Origin of the sequence: Roseibium aggregatum (genome assembly GCF_017309185.1) — a bacterium.
GTDB lineage: Bacteria > Pseudomonadota > Alphaproteobacteria > Rhizobiales > Stappiaceae > Roseibium > Roseibium aggregatum_B.
This window is the reverse complement of the sequence record NZ_JAEKJZ010000008.1, coordinates 200,652-215,920: the sequence shown is the minus strand read 5'-3', so window position 1 is coordinate 215,920 and position 15,269 is coordinate 200,652. Positions and strand designations below refer to the sequence as shown.

At 62.6% G+C, this 15,269-nt stretch carries 17 protein-coding genes; 12 read left to right on the top strand and 5 right to left on the bottom strand.

Annotated features, from left to right (window positions below; translation table 11 throughout):
- The first annotated feature begins 614 nt into the window (after positions 1 to 614).
- From JF539_RS26475 to JF539_RS26440, 8 genes are read left to right on the top strand one after another with little or no spacing between them, the layout of a single operon-like run.
- Positions 615 to 1,823, top strand: a complete 1,209-nt coding sequence (locus JF539_RS26475; RefSeq protein ID WP_207144229.1) for a CaiB/BaiF CoA transferase family protein — start codon at positions 615 to 617, stop codon at positions 1,821 to 1,823.
- 28 nt (positions 1,824 to 1,851) lie between these two features.
- Positions 1,852 to 3,012, top strand: a complete 1,161-nt coding sequence (locus JF539_RS26470; RefSeq protein ID WP_207144228.1) for an acyl-CoA dehydrogenase family protein — start codon at positions 1,852 to 1,854, stop codon at positions 3,010 to 3,012.
- Positions 3,013 to 3,057: 45 nt separating this feature from the next.
- Complete coding sequence (locus tag JF539_RS26465) at positions 3,058 to 3,459, top strand: hotdog domain-containing protein (RefSeq protein WP_207144227.1); 402 nt, start codon at positions 3,058 to 3,060, stop codon at positions 3,457 to 3,459.
- On the top strand, positions 3,452 to 3,886 hold the full coding sequence (locus JF539_RS26460) for a MaoC family dehydratase (RefSeq protein ID WP_207144226.1): 435 nt from the start codon (positions 3,452 to 3,454) through the stop codon (positions 3,884 to 3,886). Before JF539_RS26465 ends, JF539_RS26460 begins: the two co-directional genes overlap by 8 nt.
- On the top strand, positions 3,883 to 4,812 hold the full coding sequence (locus tag JF539_RS26455; RefSeq protein WP_207144225.1) for a dihydrodipicolinate synthase family protein: 930 nt from the start codon (positions 3,883 to 3,885) through the stop codon (positions 4,810 to 4,812). The genes JF539_RS26460 and JF539_RS26455 overlap by 4 nt, the downstream gene beginning before the upstream one ends.
- On the top strand, positions 4,812 to 5,735 hold the full coding sequence (locus JF539_RS26450) for a dihydrodipicolinate synthase family protein (protein ID WP_207144224.1): 924 nt from the start codon (positions 4,812 to 4,814) through the stop codon (positions 5,733 to 5,735). The genes JF539_RS26455 and JF539_RS26450 overlap by 1 nt, the downstream gene beginning before the upstream one ends.
- Positions 5,732 to 6,034, top strand: coding sequence for a DUF4286 family protein (locus JF539_RS26445; RefSeq protein WP_207144223.1), 303 nt, complete (start codon positions 5,732 to 5,734; stop codon positions 6,032 to 6,034). The genes JF539_RS26450 and JF539_RS26445 overlap by 4 nt, the downstream gene beginning before the upstream one ends.
- Positions 6,035 to 6,054: 20 nt before the next feature.
- Complete coding sequence (locus JF539_RS26440; RefSeq protein ID WP_207144222.1) at positions 6,055 to 6,981, top strand: LysR family transcriptional regulator; 927 nt, start codon at positions 6,055 to 6,057, stop codon at positions 6,979 to 6,981.
- Positions 6,982 to 7,035: 54 nt separating this feature from the next.
- On the opposite strand, the gene JF539_RS26435 is transcribed toward JF539_RS26440, so the two are convergent.
- The gene (locus JF539_RS26435) at positions 7,036 to 7,833 is read right to left on the bottom strand and encodes an HpcH/HpaI aldolase family protein (RefSeq protein ID WP_209017613.1); all 798 of its coding nucleotides are present in this window, start codon (positions 7,831 to 7,833) and stop codon (positions 7,036 to 7,038) included.
- A 260-nt stretch (positions 7,834 to 8,093) separates the two neighbouring features.
- Between JF539_RS26435 and JF539_RS26430 the strand changes: the two genes are divergently transcribed.
- The 4 genes from JF539_RS26430 (at position 8,094) to hydA (ending at position 12,476) form a co-directional block, all read left to right on the top strand.
- Positions 8,094 to 8,642 carry a TRAP transporter small permease gene (locus JF539_RS26430; RefSeq protein WP_207144221.1) on the top strand — a complete coding sequence of 183 codons (549 nt, stop codon included), beginning with the start codon at positions 8,094 to 8,096 and terminating at the stop codon, positions 8,640 to 8,642.
- Entirely contained in the window at positions 8,639 to 9,919 is a 1,281-nt protein-coding gene (locus tag JF539_RS26425; protein WP_207144220.1) for a TRAP transporter large permease, read from the top strand. Before JF539_RS26430 ends, JF539_RS26425 begins: the two co-directional genes overlap by 4 nt.
- Before the next feature lie 44 nt (positions 9,920 to 9,963).
- Positions 9,964 to 10,929 (top strand): TRAP transporter substrate-binding protein, encoded by a 966-nt coding sequence (locus tag JF539_RS26420; protein ID WP_207144219.1) that lies wholly within the window; start codon positions 9,964 to 9,966, stop codon positions 10,927 to 10,929.
- A gap of 137 nt (positions 10,930 to 11,066) precedes the next feature.
- Positions 11,067 to 12,476: a dihydropyrimidinase gene (gene hydA, locus JF539_RS26415; protein WP_207144218.1), complete on the top strand. Its 1,410-nt coding sequence runs from the start codon at positions 11,067 to 11,069 to the stop codon at positions 12,474 to 12,476.
- A gap of 51 nt (positions 12,477 to 12,527) precedes the next feature.
- Here hydA and JF539_RS26410 read toward each other — a convergent pair whose 3' ends face one another.
- From JF539_RS26410 to JF539_RS26395, 4 genes are all read right to left on the bottom strand, one after another.
- Complete coding sequence (locus tag JF539_RS26410; protein ID WP_207144217.1) at positions 12,528 to 13,199, bottom strand: GntR family transcriptional regulator; 672 nt, start codon at positions 13,197 to 13,199, stop codon at positions 12,528 to 12,530.
- An 11-nt stretch (positions 13,200 to 13,210) separates the two neighbouring features.
- The gene (locus JF539_RS26405; protein WP_207144216.1) at positions 13,211 to 13,657 is read right to left on the bottom strand and encodes a MaoC family dehydratase; all 447 of its coding nucleotides are present in this window, start codon (positions 13,655 to 13,657) and stop codon (positions 13,211 to 13,213) included.
- Positions 13,654 to 14,796: an acyl-CoA dehydrogenase family protein gene (locus JF539_RS26400; RefSeq protein WP_207144215.1), complete on the bottom strand. Its 1,143-nt coding sequence runs from the start codon at positions 14,794 to 14,796 to the stop codon at positions 13,654 to 13,656. The genes JF539_RS26405 and JF539_RS26400 overlap by 4 nt, the downstream gene beginning before the upstream one ends.
- 66 nt (positions 14,797 to 14,862) lie before the next feature.
- Positions 14,863 to 15,228, bottom strand: coding sequence for a hypothetical protein (locus JF539_RS26395; protein WP_207144214.1), 366 nt, complete (start codon positions 15,226 to 15,228; stop codon positions 14,863 to 14,865).
- Positions 15,229 to 15,269 lie beyond the last annotated feature (41 nt).

Here is a 15,269-nt window from a genome sequence, read left to right as displayed (position 1 = left end):
CTGAAGGTCGCAGGTTCAAATCCTGCTCCCGCAACCAGAAAAACCAAAGGCCGTCCATCAGGGCGGCCTTTGGTTTTTCTGCGCGCGGGGTCGAGGAGTTGATCCTGACGGGGTCCCCGGAAGCACAGCTATGCCCGACGCAACGGGGCAGAAAACATCAAATCCTGCTCCCGCAACCAATAAAAAAAACCCGGCCCCGCGCCGGGTTTTTTGTTGGCCAAAAGCCAAACAGCACAAAAAATACAAAATCATCGCGATACAAACAAAACCCCCGGCAGCGAAAGCTCCTGGGGGTTTTGTCGTTCTGGGCTCGGCACGGAAAGCGGCGATCGAATCCGTGCGCGCTCATGCCGCGTTCCAGTCCATTCGCATAAAGCTCCCGTCAGGATGTATCGGAGGTCGACCCCGAAATATCAAAACAATGTGCATCGGCGGCGGACAGAGGATCGCCCTGGAGGTGGAAATCTGGCGGCGGTTCACTCGCATACAGGGCCGAAAGTTAGCGAACTCTATTCAGAATATGAATTTTCTCAGGCTGCAATATCATAGACAGCTATATTCCAACCCGCCGGCAACTGCCCTAGCCTTTGTCTTCAATCATCTGGAGACTGTTTATGGGCGCTCTCGACGGCATTCGTGTGCTGAGCTTCAATCATTTCTTGTCCGGACCCGCGGCCGCCCAGCATCTGGGGGATCTGGGTGCGGATGTCATCGCTGTCGAGCCGCTGACCGGTGCTTTCCAGCGGAACTGGGCCGTCGCGAACCGGTATGTCGATGACACCTCCGTCAATCACATCACGACCGGCCGCAACAAACGTTCCATCGCGATCGATCTGAAGTCGCCGGAAGGCATTGCCGTCGCCAAACGCCTGATCGCGGGCGCCGATGTCCTGATGGAAAACTTCCGCCCTGGAACGCTCGACAAGCTCGGTCTCTCCGAGCCTGAAATGCGCAGGATCAACCCGGGGATCATTTATGCGGCAACGACGGGATACGGTGCGGACGGACCCTATGCCAAACGCCCGGGACAGGACGTGCTGCTGCAGGCAATGGCAGGCCTAGCCGCTCACTCGGGGAGCATGGAACATGGCCCCGTCGCTGTTGGCTCCGTGCCGATCGATCATCACGCGGCGGCTCTCACGGTTGCCGGGATCATCGCCGCCCTCTTCGAGCGCGAGCGCAAGGGCGTTGCCCGGCGTGTCGAGGTCAACATGCTGCAGGCCGCCATGGATCTGCAGGGCGAGTCCATCACGGCCTGGATGAACGGTGCCGACCACGCCGGTCCGCGCGGATCGGAAGGCATGGCCAACTGGTTCAGTCCGGCGCCCTACGGCATCTATGCGACGTCCGACGGTCATGTAATGATTTCCATGTCGACGCCTCCGGATCTGGCCAAGGCGCTGGACCTGCCGGCGCTTCAGGAGTTTTCCGAAAAGGACGGTTTTGACCGGCGGGGAGAAATCTCCACGAAGGTGTGTGAGGGCATGGCGCGCCTCAGCACCGGAGAGGCCATCCGCAAACTCGGCGAAGCCGGCGTCTGGCATGAGGTTGTTCAGGACTACGACGGACTCAGATCGAATCCCCAGGTCGGGCACCTGAAAGCCTTCACCGAGATGCCGTCCAGATCCGGCGAACCCCTGGTGATGCTGTCGCATCCGGTGCGTTACGACGGCGAGACCCCGCCGGTCCGGAGGCTGCCGCCTGCACTCGGCGGCGAGAGCCGGGAAGTGCTGGCCGAGGCCGGATACGCGGACGAAGAGATCGAGCGGCTGCTCGCGGATAGCGTTGTCGTCCAGTCCGACAAGATGCGCACGTCCTCATAACAACAAGAAGAACAGGAGCATTCGATCGATGGATTTCTCGATCTCCGAAGAAATGAAGATGGTGACCGATGCGGTCGGCCGGTTCGTGCGCGAAAAGGTCCAGCCGCTCGAGACCGTCACGGAAGAAAACGCGCAGATCCCTCCCGAGGCGCTCGCGAAGGTCAAGGCCGAGGCGCAGTCGCTCGGGTTCTATGCGCTCAACATGTCCGAGGAGGTCGGCGGCGGCGGCCTCGGCGTGCTCGACATGTGCCTGGTGGAAGAGCAGCTCGGCCAGACATCGGACGCCCTGATCCGGCGTATCTTCGGTCAGGTGTACCCGATGCTCGAGGCCTTTGAGGGGGGCCTTCGCGACAAGTATCTCTATCCCACGGTCAGGGGGGACAAGATCTGCGCCATGGCGATCACCGAGCCGGGGGCCGGGTCGGACGCGGCCGCGATCAGGACGACTGCCACCCTCGAGGGCGACGCCTGGGTGCTCAACGGCACAAAGCACTTCATCTCCGACGGCGACATCGCCGACTATGTCATCGTCATGGCGGTGACGGATGCGGAAAAGCGGGCCCGGGGCGGCATCACGCTGTTGATCGTCGACAGAGATACGCCCGGGTTCACAGTCGCCCGCAATCAGCCGATGATGGGCCATCGCGGGTATGGCCACGCGGAACTGAACTTCGATGACGTGCGCGTGCCGAAAGCCAATGTGCTGGGTGAGGTCGGCAACGGGTTCAAGGTCATGATGGCGAACGTGGGCGGTATCCGCCTCGGGCACATCGGCGCACGGGCTGTCGGCATGGCCAGCCGGGTCCTGGAAATGATGCGCGAGCATGCGGCGACCCGCCAGCAGTTCGGCCAGCCCATCGGCGATTTCCAGATGGTGCAGCAGATGATCGCCGACAGCGCGATGGAGATCTTCGCGACGCGGATGATGGTGCTCAACACCGCCTGGGAAGTCGACCAGGGCCTGGATCCGCGCGACAAGGTCTCCATGGTCAAGGTGCAGGCATCCGAAATGCTCGGCCGCGTCGCCGACAGGGGCATCCAGGTGTTTGGCGGCTACGGCTTCACGAAGGAGCTGCCGCTGGAGCGTATCTATCGCGATGCCCGCGTGACGCGGATCTACGACGGCACCTCCGAAGTCCACCGCATGCTGATCGCGCGCTCGGTGATCAAGCGCGGACTGACGCTCTGATATCCAGCCCTTGCATAGATCTTTTCGGAAAATCAAGAGACGACGATGACTCAGGACACTCTGACAAAAGGTCAGTCGATCACCTTCCGCAAGACGATGAGCGTCGCGGAACAGGGATTCTTTACCGGCATTTCCGGCAATCTCGGCGGGCTTTACGTGGACCGCCGGCAGGCGCAGTCGCAGGGCCTTGCTGACATGGCCGTGTTCGAGCTCGCCGCCGGCGCGCTGTTCACCACCGCCCTTTCCCGGCTGGCAGGCCCGGGCTGGCGCATTTCGGCGATTTCCTTCCGCTTCAGCCGCGCGCTCGTCCTCGGCGAGACCGTTGCCGCGACCGCGACCCTGGAAACGGTCGGAGACACGCTTGCCTTCGTTCTGTCCGGAACGGTGGGTGACGACACCGTAATCGAGGGCGAGGCGTCGATGGCGTCTGTATCCGCCGATGTATGACATCCGCCAGATCGATGAGCTGAACGTCGGTGACAAGGTGTCCGTCACCAAGACCGTGACGGAGGCCGACGGCGCGATGTATATCGCCGCGACCGGGGACTTCGGCCCCGTTCACGTGGACGAGGACTACGCGTCGGGCACACGGTTCGGCGAACGCCTGGCTCCGGGCATCCTGGTGGCCGGCATATGCACTTCCGTGCTGACGGCGGAACTGGTCGGAACGCTTGGCGTCTCGATCCGCGACAGCTTCTGGTTTACCGGCGCCGTGCGCTACGGCGACACGATCACCTTCGAGATCTGGATTTCTTCCAAGGACGAGGAAAACCGGACCGTCGATTGGCAGGCATCGGCCAGAAACGAGGAAGGCCTCGAGGTTCTCAAGGCCGATGCCACCCTGAAATTTCCGAGAAAGAAAGTAACTACATGACCCTGACCGGCAAGGATCTTCGCGGCATCACCGTGGCCACCGTTCTGCCCTTCGACGAGAGCGGGGCGATCGACTGGGATGGCTACGCCGCGGTTCTCGACCATTGTGCGCGGCCCGAGACGACCGACTGCATCTTCGTGAACGGTCATGCCGGGGAAGCGACCGCCCTGACCGACCAGGAACGGGACGACGTCATCCGGCGCACGCGCGATCACATCGGCAAGGACCGGCCGTTGCTTGCCGGTGTGGTGCCGACCGGCCTGCCGGATGCGCTCCGCCAGGCCGAGGCCGCCCGCGAAGCAGGCGCGGACGTCGCGGTGATCTTTCCGGCCGAAGCGCTCGGCGGCGGCAATGCCGGAACCGTGGCGGCCGTAAAGCTGTTCGAAAGGCTCGGCCGCGAGCTGCAGATGCCGCTCTCCCATTTCCAGTTTCCGATTGCCTCCGGCTTCGGCCTGTCCACGCCCGTTCTTGCCGAAGTCGCGAAAGTGCCGGAGGTGATCGCGGTCAAGGAAGGCTCGGCGACCATGCTCGCCTATGACGAGAACCGACGGGCGTTGAAGGATGCGGCACCGGACGTGGCCTTGCTTCCCTCCAATTTTCACTGGTTCTTCTCCCAGGTGGCCCTTGGCGGCGACGGCATCCTGTCGGGGCTCGCAAGCCTCGTTCCAGGCCTGCTTGCCGATCTCTGGAAGGCGTCGGAAGCCATGGACCTCGCTGCCATGCGCGCCGCCAACGACCGGCTTTATCCGGTGGTTCGCGCCATCTATGGGCCGGCGCCGGTGATCGACATGCACACGAGGATGAAGGACGGGCTGGAGATGATGGGCATCATCAAGAACGCCGCTCCGCGCCTGCCGCTGCTGCCGCAATCCGGCGAGATACGCGATGGCCTGCGCAAGGCGCTCGTTGCAGCGGAGGTCATGTGATGACGGCGGGAGAGAGCGGCGGGCTCTACGCGGCCACCATCTGCCCGATGCTTGAAGACGGGACCTTGGATCACGCGAGCCTAGAGCGTCATTTCACGCAAGTTCTGGCGGACCCCGGCCAGGCCGGACTGCTCTTGAACGGTCATGCCGGGGAAGGCATCCACCTGACACGCTCGGAGCAGAGCGACGTGGTGCGGGTGGCGCGCTCGGTTGCCCCCGGCCGGCGCATTCTCGTGGCCGTCAGTTCGGAAAACACCCGCTTTGCGGCCGAAGACGCCAGGGCGGCCCTGGCAGCCGGTGCGGATGCCGTCATGGTCTTCGCACCTTTCTCCTGGGCTCTTGGAGCCGATCCCCGGTCCGTCGTCGACCATCACAGGGGCATTGCCGAGCTGACCGGCGCGCCGGTCTACCTCTTCCAGGGCTCAGTCGGCGCCGGCCACACGGCCTACAAACCGGACGTGCTGCGCCGCCTTCTGGAAATCGAGGCGGTCGTCGGCATCAAGGAAGGCAGTTGGGAAACCAGGGCCTATGAGACCACCCGCAGGATCGCGCGCGAACTTCGTCCCGATGTGGCCGTGATGGCGTCCGGCGACGAACATCTCTTTTCCTGTTTCATGATCGGCAGCGACGGCTCCGCGGTCAGTCTTTCGGCCGTCGTGCCGGAGCTGATCTCCGCATTGGACAAGAATGTGCGGGAAGGGCGGATCGAAGCTGCGCTCGGGATCCACTCCGCTCTCTTCGATTTCGCCGCTCTTGTTTACAAGGCGCCGGGCCATCTGGCCGCCGCGCGCCTGAAGGCCTGCCTTCATGAACTGGGGCGGATCTCCAGTCCCGCCTGCCGCCGTCCGACCCCCCGGATCGAAACCGCCGAACTGAGCGCCCTGATGAATGCGCTGCGCCCCTGCCTGGACCTGATCCCATGAGCGAAACCCAGACCCACATCGTCTTTGTCGATATCGATCCCGAGCATGAGGCGGCCTTCGACGAATGGTATGAGACCCGGCACATACCGGACATCCTGGCCTGTCCCGGCTGGCTGGATGCGCGCCGCGAGAAATGCATCGAGGGCGGGCCCCGCCACGTGGCGATCTATACGATCACGGGCCCGGAAGCCTATGAAACCCCGGAGTTCAATGCTATTAAGGGCTTCGGGCCCTTCAGCGACAAGATACGCAACTTCCGCCGTATCCGGCTGACGCAAAGTGAAGCGGCTTCTCTGTAACAGGGATACCGGTTGCGAACATGCTGAATCTCAGACAGCTCGAAATTCTGCGGGCCGTGGTTCAGTACCGCACAACTGTGGGGGCGGCAGAGCGTTTGGGCATGTCCCAGCCGTCGATCTCCAACACCATCCGCCATATCGAATCGGTGCTTGGCTTCCCTCTCTTCGAGCGGGTGAGCAATCGGCTGTCGCCGACGGAAGAGGCCTTGATCCTGCTGGAGGAGTCCGAGCCGCTCTTCATGCTGCGCGACGCGGTAAACCAGCGTGCCTCGGACCTGCGGCTCGGCAGGATCGGACGCATCCGCGTGGCCTCGACCGCCGAATTGAGCGAGGCCCTGCTGCCGCGCGTCATCGCGGAATATGCCGAAGAATACCCGCGCATCCAGATTTCGCTCGAGACCCGGCCGCTCGACAGTGTTCTGCAGGTCGTCGAAAACGGATTGGCCGACGTCGCCTTTGTCATGTCCGCCTACGAGCGACAGGCACTCGACTACGAACTGATCGATGAACTGAGCGCGGTGTGCCTTTGCAGCGAGAACGATCCGCTCGCGAACCTCGATGTGATCACGCCGCGCGATCTCCGCGACCGCCCGCTCGTCGGACCCCAGACAGCCAACCGGGTCGGCCTGATGCTTGCCGACAGCTTCCGTGCCAGCGGGTTCGAGTACAGCCCGGCGATCGAAACGCGTTTCATGAACGCGGCTGCGCGGATCGTGAGCGAAGGCTGGGGTGTCACCGTTGTCGACGAACTGTCCGCCTTCAGCGCGATGCGGCAGGGGCTTGTCGTCCGTCCATATGAACCTGCCTTGCGGTTTGAGCTCTCGGCCGCCCTGTTGAAGACCAAGCCGCGCTCGCGGCAGATCCTGCGGTTCATCAGTGCTTTCCGGGAACACGCGGCGAACAGGATCACCGAGGTCAGGACGGTGAGCCAGCGTTCCGGTTCATGATCCGACGTGCCGCGGTGCGTTTTTGCGACCCTGGAGCCGGTGCGTGCAGATCGGTCAAGGGGTGACCCGGGAGACCGTCTCCCGGCGCAGTCCGTCAAGCAGCAGGGCGCCGCCCTCCGCAACGAGATTCGTTTCGTTCGTGGCGACGACAAGCGTGGCCCCCAGGTCGAGGGCGTGCGATCGGACCAGGTCCCTCGGCAGTCCCATGATGCCGTAGGTGCAGCCGTTCGCCAGGGCCGCTGTCGAGATGCGCGCGCAGGCGGAAAGAAAGTCCGGATGGTGAAGCTGGCCGCGCAGGCCGATGCCATCGGCAAGGTCATTGCTGCCGATCATCAGTCCGTCGATGCCGGGCGTTGCGGCGATTTCCTCAACGGCATCGAGGCCGGCCGCACTTTCGATCATCGCTATGACCTGAGTGCTTGTCTCGGACCTGTCGCAAAGCTCCTCGGCGCGCAGCGCGTGATACTCGAACGCGGGCAAAGGGCCTGGAAGCGCGCGCGCGCCGGTTGGCTGGAACCGGCAGGCGCGGACGACACGCCGGGCATCCTCCACGCTGTCCACATGAGGCACGATGACACCGGTTGCGCCGCAATCCAGAACGCGCGCCACGTCAGGCGAACCAGGGCCCGTCACGCGCCCGTACACGGGAAACCGGCTCGCGAGACCTGCGGCGGCCATCTGACCCAGTTCGGATATGCCGAGCGGCCCGTGTTCCATATCGACGACGACGAAGCTGAAGCCGGCCCCGCGCGCCAGAAGCACCGCTTCCGCCCGGCCGAACAGGCAGAAGGCAAGACCGTAATCGGGAGAAACGACGCCGGGTTCCGGACGTTTTGATGCTGCAAAAGTCATCAATTGCCTATATTTTGTACTTACGATGTTTGATTTACTCATCATTTATCGAAGCGAGCGAGTAATTGCCAAAAAAATCAGAGCGATAAATACTTGCTATCAGTTTATTTATAGTTTGCCGTCTTTCTCGCGCCGTCATTGTTGGTAACCTGCCACAAAGTTGAGCGGTGCTAAAAAATGCCCAGAGCGTGATTTGGCAACTGCCTTGAGATGAATTCCGCTCGCCGTCGTGCGAGCGGCAGTGAGCAAGCGGAGAAAAGATGGTCGCGAACCGCACCGGCACGCCCGGGCCACTCGCACTGTTGCGTGTCTGCCTTAATATCCTGCGCCGGCTGGTCGATGTGGTGGCCTTGATTCTGCTCGCGTATATGGCCCTGGCCATTCTCGCGCAGATCGTCGGTCGCTACTTCTTCAACTATTCGATCGCGTGGAGCGAGGAAACGGCGACCTTCGCCCAGGTGTGGCTGACGCTTCTGGGGGCGGGCATCGCCATGCGATACAATCAGCATGTCGGCGTCGACCTGCTGATCCGAAAGGCGCCGCTTGTCATCCAGCGCATCTGCATCGGCGCGGGGCTGCTGCTGAGCCTCTGGTTCCTGGGAGTGGTCGTTGTCGGATCGTTGTCCATGCTGGCGATCGGTTTCATCGTGAAGTCGCCCGCCTTGCAGATCCCCATGGCGATCCCCTACATGGCCCTGCCGGTCGGCTTTGGCTACTTCCTGATCGAGACGGCGATCGTTACTTTCCCGCGGGTGCTGCATCCCGGCCGGGAGGCTGCCTCGGAAGACGAAACCGGAGCCGCGGCATGATCTGGGCAGCATGCGGTTTCCTTCTTCTCCTCGTTTCCGGCGTTCCGATCGTTCTTGCGCTCGGCATCGCGGCGCTCGTCGCCATCGAGGTCACAACGACGGCCCCGGTTTCGATCGTCGCGCAACGCGTCTACGGGGGCATCAACTCGTTCACGCTGATGGCGATTCCCTTTTTCGTCGCCTCCGGTCTCCTGATGGACGCCGGCGGGATCGCGCGCCGTTTCGTCAATCTTGCCAGTGCGCTTGTCGGCTGGATCAGCGGCAGCCTTTATCTGGTCTCGATCGTCACAGGCACCGGGCTGGCTGCAATCTCCGGGTCCGGCTCCGCCGACACGGCCGCGATCAGCGCCGTCATGACACCGGAAATGCGCAAGAGGAACTACAATATCGATCTTGCCGCTTCGGTCATAGCGGCTTCCGGATCTCTGGCATCGATCATTCCGCCATCCATCGTCATGATCGTGATCGCCATCACCTCGAACCAGTCCATCGGGGCGATGTTCCTCGGCGGGATCGTGCCCGGCCTGATCGTGATGGTCAGCCTCATGGCCGGTTGCTGGATCTATGCCAGCCGGGGCGATGACGAGGCCTATCGCGACACGGAACCCTTCACGCTGAAGCGTCTTGGCGACGGTTTCGTGGAAGCCGCGCCGGGCCTGCTGGTGCCGGTGGTGATCATCGGCGGGATTGTCGGCGGGATTTTCACGGCCACCGAGGCGGCCTGCGTTGCGCTTTTCACGACGCTGTTCGTCACGATGGTGATCTACCGGGAACTTCACATCCGTGATCTGCCGGCGATCTTCCTGAGGGCGATCAGCCTCTCGGCCACGGTGCTGATCATCATTTCGACCGCGTCGGTGTTCACCTGGATCATCGCGACCCAGGGCTTTCCCGCCCTGCTGAAGGGCTGGCTGACGGGCGTCACCGACAGTCCGGTCGCGTTCCTGCTGATTGTGAACATCCTGTTGCTGGTCGTCGGCATGTTCATGGAAAGCATCTCGGCGATCCTGATTCTGCTGCCGATCCTGCTGCCGATCGCCCAGAGCTACGGTATCCACCCCGTCCAGTTCGGCGTGATCACCGCGCTTAACCTGTCGATCGGTCTGATCACGCCTCCCTATGGCATCTGTCTCTATGTCGCCTCGTCCGTCGCGGGCCGGCGCATCGAGCAGGTGTCCCGAAAAGTCTGGCTGCCCCTGGCCTGCATGCTGATTGCACTGGTTCTTGTGACCTTCGTGCCGGCGGTCTCGCTCTGGCTTCCCTCGCTTCTCAACTGAGGCGGAATCCAACCTTCCTTCCAACCAAAGAAAGTGAAAAGCAAATGTACAAGAGGGTAATTGCTACCGTTGCGGCGCTTGCCGCATTCACCGCCACGCCTGTCATCGCCGCCGACTATACGTTCAAGGTGGCACACACCAACGCCGCGGACGAGGTGCAGGACAAGGGCCTGCAGAAGATGAAGGACCTGCTGGAGGAAAAGACCGGCGGCGCCGCCACGCTGGAGATCTATCCGGGCGGACAGCTCGGCGACGAGCAGCAGACGGTCGAGAGCGTCATGCTCGGCTCGCTCGACATGGGCATGACCTCCAACGCGATGCTGTCCAACTACGTCGAGGACTACAAGGTCTTCGACCTGCCGTTCCTGTTCCCGTCGATCCCCGCGCTCGGCGAGAAGGTCGACGCCAACTGGGGCATGCTTGAGGACTCCGCCAACGGTTCCGGTTTCCAGCTCATCGCTGTCTTCTCCTCCGGCATCCGTCACCTGATGACCTCCAAGCCGATCAACAGCATCGACGATCTTTCCGGCATGAAGATCCGCACCATGCAGAACCCGGTCCATGTGGAAGCCTTCCGTGCCTATGGCGCCAACCCGACGCCGATGTCCTATTCGGAACTCTATGGCGCGTTGCAGTCCGGCGTCGTCGATGGTGCGGAAGGGGCTTCCACAGGCTACGACGGCATGAAGTTTTACGAAGTCGCACCGGATTTCGCATTGGTCGGCTGGCTCAACATGACCGCGCCGGTAACCATGAAGAAGGATACGTTCGACGCCCTTCCGGAAGAGATCAAGACGGCTCTCATGGAAGCCGGTTCCGAAGCGGCCAAGTGGCAGCGCCAGTATGTCGTCGACATGGAGCAGCCGCTGCTCGACTCCTTCAAGGAGCATGGCGTGACGATCACGACGCCCGATACAAAGCCGTTCATTGAAGCGTCCCAGCCGCTCTATGAAAGCCAGCTCACGACCGACGGCCAGAAGGCTCTCTTCGGCGCCCTGACCGGAAAGTGATGCAGCCGGGGCCCGCTGCGTCTATCTATGATTGCGGCGGGCCCCTCCGTCATACTCAGCACCGCGTTGCACCGCCGGACGCGTGAAGCGCGGTTTGGCGTGGCGGCCAATTCATTCCCAGCTTCGGAAATCAGAACATGCTCGACACCGTCATCCGCAACGCGGAGATCGTAACCGCCGCAGACCGCATCCGGGCGGACATCGGTATCCGGGACGGCCGTATCGTCGTCATTGCGGAGGATGCCGGACCGGCGCAAAACGAGATCGATGCGGAGGGGCTGCTTGCGCTGCCCGGCGGGATCGACGCTCACGTGCACCTGGAGCAGCCGCAGGGTGGCGGGGTCGTCATGGCGGACGGTTTCGAGAGCGGGACGCGTTCGGCGGCCGCCGGCGGCAATACCACCGTCATGCCCTTTGCCCTGCAGCAGCGCGGACAGTCACTGCGGGAAGCCGTGGAAGCCTACCACGCGGCGGCGGAAGGCAAGTGCCACATCGACACGTCCTTCCACCTGATCATCACCGACCCGACGCCCCAGGTTCTCGGCCAGGAGCTGCCCGCACTGGTCAAGGCCGGATACACCTCGTTCAAGGTGTTCATGACCTATGACGACATGGTGCTGAACGATGCTCAGTTGCTGGACGTCTTCGACCTCGCCCGGCGCGAGCGGGCGATGGTCATGGTGCATGCCGAAGGCTACGACGCCATCAAGTATATGGCCAAGCGCCTGGAAGAGGCCGGCAAGACAGCGCCCTACTATCACGCCGAAAGCCGGCCCCAGAGCGTGGAGCGCGAGGCGACGCATCGCGCCATCTCGCATGCGGAACTGACCGATGTTCCGATTACCATTGTCCATGTCTCGGGCCGCGATCCCATGGAGCAGATCCAGTGGGCGAAGAAGCGGGGCATGAATGTCTTTGCCGAGACCTGCCCGCAGTATATCGCGCTCACCGCGGAGGACCTGAAAGGTCTCAACATGGATTTCGAAGGCGCGAAATACGTCTGTTCTCCGCCGCCCCGCGACGCGGACAGCCAGAAGGCCATCTGGGAAGGCCTGCGCGACGGAACCTTCGACATCTTTTCCTCCGACCACTGCCCGTTCCGTTTCGAGGACAGCAAGGGCAAGGATGTGGAAGGCGCGCGCACATCGTTCCGCTGGGTGCCGAACGGTATTCCCGGCGTTGAAGCCCGGTTGCCGATCCTTTTCTCCGAAGGGGTTTCTAAGGGACGCATTTCGCTGGAGCGGTTCGTTGCGCTGACGGCGACCAACCCGGCGAAGCTCTTCGGGCTTTATCCGCGAAAGGGAACGATCGCGGTCGGTGCCGATGCGGACATCACGCTCTGGGATCCGGAGCGGGAGGTAACCATGTCGCAGTCGCTGATGCACCATGACTGCGACTACACGCCCTACGAGGGGCTCGAGATAAAGGGATGGCCGGTCAGGACGATCCTGCGCGGGTCGACCGTGTTCGAAGACGGCGAGGTGACGGGCAAGCCCGGCGAAGGCGTCTATCTGGAACGCGGCACGAGCCGGGCGTTCCAGAACTGATGCCTGGAGCAAATCGCGCTGCAGGAATTTTCCGGCTCGGCGCGACGCGCTCTAACCGGCCGGGGTGAACCGCGAAATCAGATCTTCCATCATTGCCGCGTTCTGCATGCGCAGGATGGCCTCGGCGACGGCGGCATCCTGGCGGCGCAGTGCGTCGACGAGCAGCTGCATCTCTTCCGCCATGACCCGGCGGCGCCCGGTGCCGTAGCCGTAGCCCCGGCGAAAGGCGAAGATCGTGTCCCAGCCGCGCAGGAAGACCCGGAGCGCTTCCCTGTTGCCGCCGAACTCGACCAGCCGCGCGTTGAAGAGCCGGTTGGTCTCGATTGCCTCGATATCCTCTCCGGCGGCCAGGTGCTCCCGGTATCTGGCGGCGAGTGCCTCCAGCTCGCGGATCCTTTCCAGCGTTAGCGAAGCCATGCCGCGCCGGACCGCGAAGATCCTGAGTTCCGTGTTCAGTTCGAAGAGATCGGTGATATAGGCGCGGTCGAGCTGGCGGACAGCCGCACCGCGGTTGGGCTCGATCTCGACGAGCCCCTCCCCCTCGAGTTTCCGGAGAGCCTCGCGCAGCGGCATGGTCGAGAAACCGAGCCGCTTCGCCAGTTCCGCCGTTTTCAGGCGCTCACCGGGCGCAAGGCGGCCCGCGAAGATTTCCTCGCGAATGAGGGAGGTTGCCTGGTCGACGGAGTTCTGCGGCGCATCCAGAGGCTGGGATTCATCTGACATGCGGCGATATTTCATGAAGGTGCCATGCGGATCAAGGAGATATGCTCGGCATCGATCAGCAGGGCGCCATCCGCGTCCAGAAGCCGGACAGCTTCGGTGATCACACCGGCCGGACGGGAGCTGCTTTCGCGCTTGGCGATGAACTCCATCTCCACATGAACCGTGTCGCCGGCCAGGATCGGCTTGACGAAACGCACGTTGTTCCAGCCGAGCGAGGCGATGGAACTGGTCTCATAGTGGCGCAGTTCCGTTTTCAGGCCTTCCATCAGCGCGAGGCCGTAAAGGCCATGCGCTATGATGGTCGGGAAACCGGCAGCCTTCGCAAAGGCTGCGTCGGTGTGAAGCGGATGGTGGTCGCGGGTAAGCCGGCAGAAGTCGGCGATATCCTCCGCGGTGATCGTGTGAGCCGGCGTGGTGTAGCGCGCGCCGATCTCTATGTCCCGGTAATAAAGGTTCATGCGTAGGCCTTCTGCACCTGGCGCGCGATGATCATGCGCTGGATCTGGTTGGTGCCCTCGTAGATCTGGCTGAGACGCACGTCGCGGAACAGCCGTTCGACCCGGAATTCCCGGGAATAGCCGTTTCCACCATGGATCTGCAGGGCATTGGAAATGTGAACCTGGGCCATGTCGGTGGTGAAGAGCTTGGCCTGCGCGGCTTCCAGGGCAATGGGATGGCCGGCATCGTAGAGCCGTGCCGCGTGATGGATCAGCAGCCGGGCCGCCGTGATGTCCTTGGCCATGTCGGCGATCATGAACTGCACGGCCTGGTGCTCGAAGATAGGCTTGCCGAACTGCTTGCGGTCCTGAGCGTAGGCGACCGCGTCCTCCATCGCGGCCTGGGCCATGCCGAGCGCCATGGACGACATCATCAGGCGGGAGAAGTTGAAGTTTTCCATGGCCATCTTGAAGGCGCCGTGCTCGGGTCCGATCAGATTGCCGGCCGGAACGCGCACATCGTCGAAGGTGATCATGCATTCGGCCAGCCCGTGCATGCCGAGCAGGTCTTCAGACTTGCCGCGGATGACGCCGGGGCGTTCGGTCTCGACAAGGATGCAGGAGATTCCCCGGTGACCGGCATCTGGATCGGTCTTGGCGAAGACCATCACCACGTCCGCCACCTGGCCGAAGGTGACCCAGGCCTTGGTTCCCTTGAGGATGTAATCGTCGCCGTCCCGGCGTGCCGTGGTCGTCATCGCGGCGACATCGGAGCCGTGGTCCGGCTCGGTCACGGCGGTTGCCGGAATCAGTTTTCCCTCAAGGATACCGGCAATCAGCTTCTTGTGGTCCGCCGTGCCGTGATGATGAAGGAAGAGGGCTGCCTCAACCGGAATGGCGAAGGCATTGCCGACCGCGCCGGAGCCGCGGGCGACTTCCTCCATCACGATGCAGGCGGTGGCCGCGTCCAGCCCGACGCCTCCGGCCGCTTCCGGGAGCGGAATGCCGAAGAGGCCTTGCTCCGCAAGCGCCTCGTAGACGGCGCGGGGAAAGACGTCGTCACGATCGATGGCGGCGGCAGCCGGGGCGACGATGTCGTCGGACAGTTTGCGGGCGGTCTCCCGGACCATGCGCTGGTCATCGGAATAGAAGTGATCCAATTTGATCTCCAATTGGCAGTTAGATCCAATATTTGATCACAACGTAATCGAGCCCGGAGGGAGTGGTCAAGCCGAGGGGAGGCCGGCGTGAAAGGCATCCGAGGGTTCCCTGTCGCAAAAATAGACGATGATGTGTTTCGGGTCGATGCCGTAGGCCCGTTCAACAGCCTCGGTCATGGTCCTGGCGGCTTCGTTCTTTGACGCTTGCGGCCGGGGGAAGGCGTGAACCTTGATGAACATGCGAAAATTTTCAGCATTTCTGCCAAATTTTGAGGCATGTCCATAGGAATAGTTGGGGGCCGAAAAATAATAGCAGGTCACGATTTCCGGCTTTATTTTGAAGGCGTCGCAGAGGGCTTCCGTCATTCCGGACGTTGCAAGTTCGCGCATTTCCTCGGTTGCGTCTTGGTCGATGACTTCGATGAACGGCATGTTTCGTCTCCTTCGATACAGGCTTTGGCGGCAGTGTCGCC

Excerpts from the sequence above, each read along its gene's own strand:
- JF539_RS26475 (WP_207144229.1), top strand. The coding sequence starts at position 615 with ATGGGCGCTCTCGACGGCATTCGTGTGCTGAGCTTCAATCATTTCTTG.
- JF539_RS26470 (WP_207144228.1), top strand. The coding sequence starts at position 1,852 with ATGGATTTCTCGATCTCCGAAGAAATGAAGATGGTGACCGATGCGGTC.
- JF539_RS26465 (WP_207144227.1), top strand. The coding sequence starts at position 3,058 with ATGACTCAGGACACTCTGACAAAAGGTCAGTCGATCACCTTCCGCAAG.
- JF539_RS26460 (WP_207144226.1), top strand. The coding sequence starts at position 3,452 with ATGTATGACATCCGCCAGATCGATGAGCTGAACGTCGGTGACAAGGTG.
- JF539_RS26455 (WP_207144225.1), top strand. The coding sequence starts at position 3,883 with ATGACCCTGACCGGCAAGGATCTTCGCGGCATCACCGTGGCCACCGTT.
- JF539_RS26450 (WP_207144224.1), top strand. The coding sequence starts at position 4,812 with ATGACGGCGGGAGAGAGCGGCGGGCTCTACGCGGCCACCATCTGCCCG.
- JF539_RS26445 (WP_207144223.1), top strand. The coding sequence starts at position 5,732 with ATGAGCGAAACCCAGACCCACATCGTCTTTGTCGATATCGATCCCGAG.
- JF539_RS26440 (WP_207144222.1), top strand. The coding sequence starts at position 6,055 with ATGCTGAATCTCAGACAGCTCGAAATTCTGCGGGCCGTGGTTCAGTAC.
- JF539_RS26435 (WP_209017613.1), bottom strand. The coding sequence starts at position 7,833 with ATGACTTTTGCAGCATCAAAACGTCCGGAACCCGGCGTCGTTTCTCCC.
- JF539_RS26430 (WP_207144221.1), top strand. The coding sequence starts at position 8,094 with ATGGTCGCGAACCGCACCGGCACGCCCGGGCCACTCGCACTGTTGCGT.
- JF539_RS26425 (WP_207144220.1), top strand. The coding sequence starts at position 8,639 with ATGATCTGGGCAGCATGCGGTTTCCTTCTTCTCCTCGTTTCCGGCGTT.
- JF539_RS26420 (WP_207144219.1), top strand. The coding sequence starts at position 9,964 with ATGTACAAGAGGGTAATTGCTACCGTTGCGGCGCTTGCCGCATTCACC.
- hydA (WP_207144218.1), top strand. The coding sequence starts at position 11,067 with ATGCTCGACACCGTCATCCGCAACGCGGAGATCGTAACCGCCGCAGAC.
- JF539_RS26410 (WP_207144217.1), bottom strand. The coding sequence starts at position 13,199 with ATGTCAGATGAATCCCAGCCTCTGGATGCGCCGCAGAACTCCGTCGAC.
- JF539_RS26405 (WP_207144216.1), bottom strand. The coding sequence starts at position 13,657 with ATGAACCTTTATTACCGGGACATAGAGATCGGCGCGCGCTACACCACG.
- JF539_RS26395 (WP_207144214.1), bottom strand. The coding sequence starts at position 15,228 with ATGCCGTTCATCGAAGTCATCGACCAAGACGCAACCGAGGAAATGCGC.